General features: G+C 40.2%; 10 protein-coding genes. 9 read left to right on the top strand and 1 reads right to left on the bottom strand.

Translation table 11 applies throughout. From position 1 onward, the window contains the following. The first annotated feature begins 165 nt into the window (after positions 1–165). From PAARA_RS20755 to PAARA_RS07385, 3 genes are all read left to right on the top strand, one after another. Positions 166–504 (top strand): transposase, encoded by a 339-nt coding sequence (locus PAARA_RS20755; protein ID WP_209438163.1) that lies wholly within the window; start codon positions 166–168, stop codon positions 502–504. 18 nt (positions 505–522) lie between these two features. Further along, complete coding sequence (locus PAARA_RS20750; protein ID WP_157066155.1) at positions 523–678, top strand: hypothetical protein; 156 nt, start codon at positions 523–525, stop codon at positions 676–678. Between the two features lie 382 nt (positions 679–1060). Then, the gene (locus tag PAARA_RS07385; RefSeq protein ID WP_062568420.1) at positions 1061–1573 is read left to right on the top strand and encodes a hypothetical protein; all 513 of its coding nucleotides are present in this window, start codon (positions 1061–1063) and stop codon (positions 1571–1573) included. Between the two features lie 252 nt (positions 1574–1825). Here PAARA_RS07385 and PAARA_RS07380 read toward each other — a convergent pair whose 3' ends face one another. After that, complete coding sequence (locus PAARA_RS07380; RefSeq protein WP_062568419.1) at positions 1826–2119, bottom strand: hypothetical protein; 294 nt, start codon at positions 2117–2119, stop codon at positions 1826–1828. 227 nt (positions 2120–2346) lie between these two features. Between PAARA_RS07380 and PAARA_RS07375 the strand changes: the two genes are divergently transcribed. The 6 genes from PAARA_RS07375 (at position 2347) to PAARA_RS20510 (ending at position 6949) form a co-directional block, all read left to right on the top strand. Then, positions 2347–2649, top strand: a complete 303-nt coding sequence (locus PAARA_RS07375) for a hypothetical protein (protein ID WP_062568418.1) — start codon at positions 2347–2349, stop codon at positions 2647–2649. 8 nt (positions 2650–2657) lie between these two features. Further along, positions 2658–3551: an RHS repeat-associated core domain-containing protein gene (locus PAARA_RS07370; protein ID WP_476704236.1), complete on the top strand. Its 894-nt coding sequence runs from the start codon at positions 2658–2660 to the stop codon at positions 3549–3551. Between the two features lie 1129 nt (positions 3552–4680). Further along, complete coding sequence (locus tag PAARA_RS07355) at positions 4681–5349, top strand: RHS repeat-associated core domain-containing protein (protein WP_062568414.1); 669 nt, start codon at positions 4681–4683, stop codon at positions 5347–5349. A 362-nt stretch (positions 5350–5711) separates the two neighbouring features. Next, on the top strand, positions 5712–6212 hold the full coding sequence (locus tag PAARA_RS07345) for a hypothetical protein (protein ID WP_062568412.1): 501 nt from the start codon (positions 5712–5714) through the stop codon (positions 6210–6212). Positions 6213–6436: 224 nt separating this feature from the next. Next, entirely contained in the window at positions 6437–6775 is a 339-nt protein-coding gene (locus tag PAARA_RS20985; RefSeq protein ID WP_209438163.1) for a transposase, read from the top strand. A gap of 18 nt (positions 6776–6793) precedes the next feature. Continuing rightward, positions 6794–6949 carry a hypothetical protein gene (locus PAARA_RS20510; protein ID WP_157066155.1) on the top strand — a complete coding sequence of 52 codons (156 nt, stop codon included), beginning with the start codon at positions 6794–6796 and terminating at the stop codon, positions 6947–6949. Positions 6950–7126: the final 177 nt, after the last annotated feature.

Below are 7126 nucleotides of genomic sequence, written 5' to 3'. Positions count from 1 at the left end.
AAAGCAAAAGGGTCAGGTCTTTCTTTTTGCCTTTTCGTTAATTAAGGCCTAATTTTAGTTATTAATTTACCAATATTGATAGGTGAAAGGATGGCTAGGCCGCTACGATTAGAGTTCGCAGGAGCTTTGTACCATGTAACGTCGCGAGGGAATGAATGAAAGCCAATTTATTTAGATGAAGCTGACTTAGATGGATTCTTAAAGATTTTAGGTGACGTATGCGAGCGTTATAACTGGGTTATTCATTCATTTTGCTTAATGAGTAATCATTACCACCTATTAGTTGAAACTCCTGATGCAAATTTAAGTAAAGGGATGCGCCAATTAAACGGGGTATATACACAATGGTTTAATAGAAGTCATCAACATGTTGGGCATTTATTTCAGGGGCGCTATAAGGCTATTTTGGTTGATAAGGATGCTTACTTATTAGAGTTGAACAGGTATATTGTTTTAAATCCAATTAGAGCAAAGATGGTAGATAGCTTATCGGATTGGCCTTGAAGTAGCTGGCACTTTACGATGGGTCAAGCACACTTTCCAGCATGGCTTGAAATCGACAAAATGTTACTCCAATTTGGAAAATTTAAAGCGATAGCAAGGCGAAAATTTGCGTTATTTGTCGAGCAAGGAAAAGGCGTGGATCCTTGGACTGATATATCGAGTCAAGTTTTTTAGGTGACGATGAATTTGTTAAAGAGCACTTAGCGTTACTTTAAGAGCAAGAAGGTGATTTATGTGAAGTCCCCCTTAAACAAAGGCGAAACCAGTCATTGCCATTAGCTGAATACGCTCAGCAATTTGATAATCGAAATGAAGCAATAAAAGCCGCTTATGCATCTGGGGGATATACTTTGAAAGAGGTGGGTGATTATTTTCAATTACACTATTCGCGTGTAAGTAAAATTGTGGTAAAAGGCAAGACCTGACCCCTAGGTTTGCCGGTTTGCTGTGACCCCTAGGTTTGCTGTGACCCCTAGGTTTGCTGACCCCTAGGTTTGCTAGACCCCTAGGTTTGCTAGGTTTGTGTGACCCCTAGGTTTGTGCTGATGGCGAATTTTTGTGGGGAGCTGTTATAGGTGCAGGTGTCGAGTTAATTGCTCAGGTAGCGACTGGTCAAGATATAAATGTTACTGATATTGCTATAGCTGGAGCAGTAGGTGCCGTAACTGGCGGTTTTGCAGGTAGAGCAGCAACACAAGCTGTTAAAGGAGCTATAACTGGGTCTAAAGCTGTAACTCGAACAACTGCTGTAAGTGGCGCTGCAAATGGTGTTGGTTCAGTTACTTCTGATCTTGCGAATGGCAAAGAGGTAAATCTAACTAAAGCAGCGACAAGCACTGTAGCTGGCGCTGCTGGCGGTTTCGTAGGTGCTAAGGGGGCAAATTCGATAACGAATAAGCTTGATAACTTATCAAATTCAGGTGGAATTAGTTCCCAGATATCAAATACAACTAGAAGTAGTTATGTTGGTTCTAATGTTAGTGAACAGCTAACCTCTGGCGGCGCAACAGCAGCATCTGCTGTAACCGATGCAGCTCTTTCTGTAGTCAATAAAGAAATAAATGAGTAAGACTAGATGACATTTTTTACATACTATAAAGGACAGTTGCTATTTCATCTTATTTTGGGTGGGTTAGCAGGATTGGTTATAGGCTTTTTCTACAGCCCATTACGCGGTTTATTTTTTTTAGTGGCTTACAATGTGCTTATGGCACTCGTAGCAGCAAACACATACCGGAACTATAAAAAAAGATACGATGGCTAATTTATTTCTAATCCAAAGCCTCGCACTCGCTTACTTAAGCTGCGGGGCTTTGTTTTTCTAGGGTAGCTGGCTGCAAAAATTTACTTGGTCTGGAACAATGTGATTCAAAAAATCGTCACCATCCACAAGGTCACTTTCATCTAGATCTTGAAATCGCTTTTTGACCAGCGCAAGCTTTTCAATTTCATCAACATCACAGTTAAGGTGATCTTCGCATCGAAAGATAATTTTCTTTCTAATTGCATTGGGATGTTCTGGCGAAGGATCAACTATCTCAGTCCTGATATCGACATGTTTTTTGTGACAAGCTGAGCATTCGGCATTGTGAAAATCAATTGTTTGAGTTGTCATGATAATATCCTGCTTGATTTTTTAATGAAATACACCGTTTGGTGCCAAATTCAATTGGGTGATCTGCTCTGGTGAAAAGCCGTGGCGAAGGAGTTCGAAGTCTTTTAATTGCACTAGCGATTTTTGGCCTTCGCCAATCAATTTATAGCAACTGCCACTCGCTGTAATGATTAATCTTTTGTTTGGAAAAATCTTTTCAACCTTTGATGTACTGATATAGCTCCCCGGTGAAAATCTGTAAGTCTCATCTTTTCACGTACTACTACAGCGCTAGCAAACAGCTTGACTATGTAACAGGAAGTAAAAGCTACGATTTTAGTTACGATGACAAAGGCAACGTTACAGACAATGGCAAACGAGGGTTTGTTTATAATACAGCAGATCAGCTGGTAGAGAGTGATGGTTACTCCTATACGTATGATGGCAATAATAAGCGGGTAAAAGAAGTCGGCTCGACAGGCATAAGCTATTCGTTTTATGCAAGTAATGGTAAGTTAATGTACCGCCTAGTAAATGGTGATCATATTTAGGTGGAAAGCTGATTGCGAAGAAAAAAGGGTCGACAGTCAGTTACTTACATGCTGATTATTTAGGGAGCACAGCGGCAGAGTCAACAACAAGTGGTGTGGTAACATCAAGAATGCACTACCAACCATTTGGTGAAAGCATTGAAGCAGCAAAAGATGATGTAGGCTACACAGGGCATAAATTCGACACGGATTTAGGGTTGAGTTATATGCAGGCACGATACTATGATCCAGTTATCGGGCGTTTTTATTCCAATGATCCTGTTGGTGCTTTAGGACATATTGAGCGTGGTAACGCTGTACATGGCTTTAATAGGTATACATACGCCAACAACAACCCATATAAATATGTAGATCCTGACGGGGAGTTTGGAATCGTAGGAGCACTGATCGGTGCAGCGGTGGAAACAGGTGCTCAATTGATTAGCAACGGTGGAGACTTCTCTAAATTGGACGTTTCTGATATTGCTGTAGCTGCTGCTGTTGGCGCGGTTACGGGTGGTGTTGGTGGTCGGCTTGCTTCTAGTGCTGCCAAAGGAACAATGTCAGTAAGTAACGCTGTAGCTACGACTGCTAGTGTTGGTGGGACCGCAAGTGGAGTTGGTGCTGTTGTAGCGGGTGAACTAAACGGAAAATCAGCAACTGCTGGGCAAGTTGGTGCTGCTGTTGTTGGAGGTACATTAGGCGCTGGAGCTGGTGCAAAGATAGCAACTGGTTTTGCTAAAACACTAGAGAAGGGATTTGGAGGATTAAATTCAGCCATACCTTCAACCACTAGAAGTGGAATGGTCGGTGATACGGTGGAAGCAGGTACATCAGCTGTGCAAAGAACAGGTGAAGTAGCGGCTGAAGCAGCTTCTAACCTTGGCCAGAAAGCGTATAATAAACTTGATGAGAAGCAATAAATATATGAGCAATAAGCTACACCTAACCTTGAAATATGCTTTCGCAATGGAAGTGTTCTTTACTATTATTTGCGCATTACTCGTTGCAATAGAATATTTTATTGGATCAGGGGCGTTAACTTTGAAAGGTACTTTATATTGTATGATTGTTTTTCAAATTCCAGTTGCAGTGCTAGTGGTTAGACACTGGGTGAGGTTAAGTAAAGATCCTTTTATAAATTAACTATTTTGAATCCAAGCCTCGCACTCGCGGGGCTTTGTTTTATCTGGCTGTGGTGGCTTTTGCTTTCAAGCTTAGCGGCTCAATGAAAAAATCCGTTTGGTGCCAAATTCAATAGGGTGATCTGCTCAGGTGAAAGCCGTCGCGTTTCAGATTGATATTTCGATGGTAAATCGTTCGCGGAACACTGGTAACGTTTCAGCGGACACGTGGTAAATTTATGGCGAACGTGTGGTAAGGGATGGGCGGAATATACAAATGTATATTCCGTTAAAACCTACCATTACAACACCACTGGCTTACCGCAACAGTCAAAATAAATTTACCACACCTACGGTAGTTTTTTACCGATCACTATATTTTAGTGGTATCGATGTGTTCGCTTTTGGGCAGGTGCTTGTTCATTTGTTTGATAAGCCATTTCAAACCTTTGCCACTGTCAGGAAGTAGATAATTTTTTGAGTGAAAAGCCTCATTTAATTCTTGATTAATGAGCTTTATATTTCCGAATAATTTCCAATACAAAAATAGATCACCACTTCGTTTTGAAGTGATAATACAGACATCCTCTGCTTTTAAATAATTAACCCCCATTGCTCGGCTATACGTCATCGTCTTCTGATAACAATCGTTTTCAGTCCAAAGGTCCTGATGTGATAATGACAACAATGAATTGGGAATAATTGGACTTCCCAGCTTTCACTAGACAGTTTTTAATAATGCAACTTTAGCAGATGTCTACCCATTGATTGTGAAGTCTCTTGAGTGGCGCTGTGATAAAACTAGTAAATGGATGAATCAAAATCAGTCCGTCACTGAGTTATTGGCTAATCCAGTGATTTAATTTGGGTACAATATTTGTAGGGTTGGTGTAAGTTGTTAATTGGATCGTAGTTCGTACTAATTTATATGCAGGCACGATACTATGATCCAGTCATCGGTCGTTTCTATTCGAATGATCCTGCCGATGTTATGGAGCATATTGCTCGTGGATATCTGATACATGGATTCAATAGATACACCTATGCGAACAATAACCCTTATAAGTATGTTGATCCTGACGGTGAGTTTGGACTACTAGGTGCAGCGATAGGCGCTGTAGTTGGTGGAGTGTCGTCCATTGCTGTTCAATCATTTACTGGTGATGGAAAAATAAACTGGTCAACAGTTGGAGCCGCAACAGCAACAGGTGCCGCTGTAGGAGCAACTGGTGGGCTAGCTGGTGCCGCTGTGGCTAAAATAGGTTTGACTGGCGCGGAAGCTGCTGCAACCGTTCTTATCCCTTCTTCTGGTGTTGCTGCGGTTGGTGGGGCGCTTACTCAAATGGTTGAAAATACTGCAAATGGAGATCCACTTAATAAGGGGGTTGCACTTTCTGCTGGTGCAGCGGCAACAGGAACTATCGTGGGTGGCGTAACAGGCGATAAAATAGTTGGCGCTCTTACTAAGTCTCCAGTAATGGGAGAGGCTGGTAAATTAGCTGGTGGTAAAGCTACCGGTGAAGCAATAGCAACAGCTACACAGGAAGGTATAGCTCAGGGAATAACCAATAGTTGTACTGGTGAGATTTGTGAATAAATTTTTTAAAATTTTTGGAACAGGAATAAAAAATGCCTCGATAGTATTTGCGTCGTTTTTTATTCCTATTTTCATTCTTGTGGCTCTTACGAGCGAGCAAGGAATTAGCTTACTATGGAGTTTAGATAATTACATTAGAGCCTTATCACATCCATTAATAATTGGTTTATATGTTATGCTTATCTTACTGTCTACAGTTAACAGTTACAAAAAGCTGGAACAATAACTAATAGTGGGTATTGATGATAAAAATAGCAGGACTTATCGGCCTGCTTGATATTACAACTAATCGCTTTACCAACGTATAAGGTAATGTGGGGGATGATCCTCCCACAATAAGTAAAATAAATGAGAGAGGAAAAATGGATTCTGGCGTTTTAAGTGGGATCATTGGTGGTGTTATTGCAGTAGTTTTTTGCAGTATTGTTTCTGCAAAGGTTAGTAATAACTCTAAGAATGGGCAGCTTAAATTTGGACTAATTGTTTCTGGATTGTTTTGGTCGTGTCTTTCTATTGTTCTTGTATGCTCGTATGTCGTGTTATTTACATCAATTAATCAAGAGAGAGATTTCTTACCATTACTAAGCTTGATCGCAGGTTTCGGTATAGCTGCTATTTATTCATTTGGTGAAGCATATAAAGTTCGTGGAAAATTTAATTCTGAAGGCATTGAATTTCATACTCCTTGGACTGGTAGTAAAAATGAAAAGTGGTCTGACTTAGAATCAGTCAAATTCAATGGTACTGCAAATTGGTACACATTGACTTTTAATGGGGGCTCTAAAATTAGGCTATCAGCATTACTTACTGGTCATGGTTTAGTTTTAGATCATATAAAATCCTTAGGATATGCTATTAAGTAAATTAAAGACCCATTTTAAATCCAAAGCCTCGCCTTAATTGAGGCAAAGCAAAAGGGTCCAAAGCAAAAGGGTCAGGTCTTTCTTTTTGCCTTTTCGTTAATTAAGGCCTAATTTTAGTTATTAATTTACCAATATTGATAGGTGAAAGGATGGCTAGGCCGCTACGATTAGAGTTCGCAGGAGCTTTGTACCATGTAACGTCGCGAGGGAATGAATGAAAGCCAATTTATTTAGATGAAGCTGACTTAGATGGATTCTTAAAGATTTTAGGTGACGTATGCGAGCGTTATAACTGGGTTATTCATTCATTTTGCTTAATGAGTAATCATTACCACCTATTAGTTGAAACTCCTGATGCAAATTTAAGTAAAGGGATGCGCCAATTAAACGGGGTATATACACAATGGTTTAATAGAAGTCATCAACATGTTGGGCATTTATTTCAGGGGCGCTATAAGGCTATTTTGGTTGATAAGGATGCTTACTTATTAGAGTTGAACAGGTATATTGTTTTAAATCCAATTAGAGCAAAGATGGTAGATAGCTTATCGGATTGGCCTTGAAGTAGCTGGCACTTTACGATGGGTCAAGCACACTTTCCAGCATGGCTTGAAATCGACAAAATGTTACTCCAATTTGGAAAATTTAAAGCGATAGCAAGGCGAAAATTTGCGTTATTTGTCGAGCAAGGAAAAGGCGTGGATCCTTGGACTGATATATCGAGTCAAGTTTTTTAGGTGACGATGAATTTGTTAAAGAGCACTTAGCGTTACTTTAAGAGCAAGAAGGTGATTTATGTGAAGTCCCCCTTAAACAAAGGCGAAACCAGTCATTGCCATTAGCTGAATACGCTCAGCAATTTGATAATCGAAATGAAGCAATAAAAGCCGCTTATGCATCTGGGGGATATACTT

Source organism: Pseudoalteromonas arabiensis, assembly GCF_001550155.1.
Taxonomy (GTDB): domain Bacteria; phylum Pseudomonadota; class Gammaproteobacteria; order Enterobacterales; family Alteromonadaceae; genus Pseudoalteromonas; species Pseudoalteromonas arabiensis.
The sequence above is the reverse complement of the archived record's forward strand: the minus strand, read 5'-3'. Positions and strand labels throughout refer to the sequence as shown.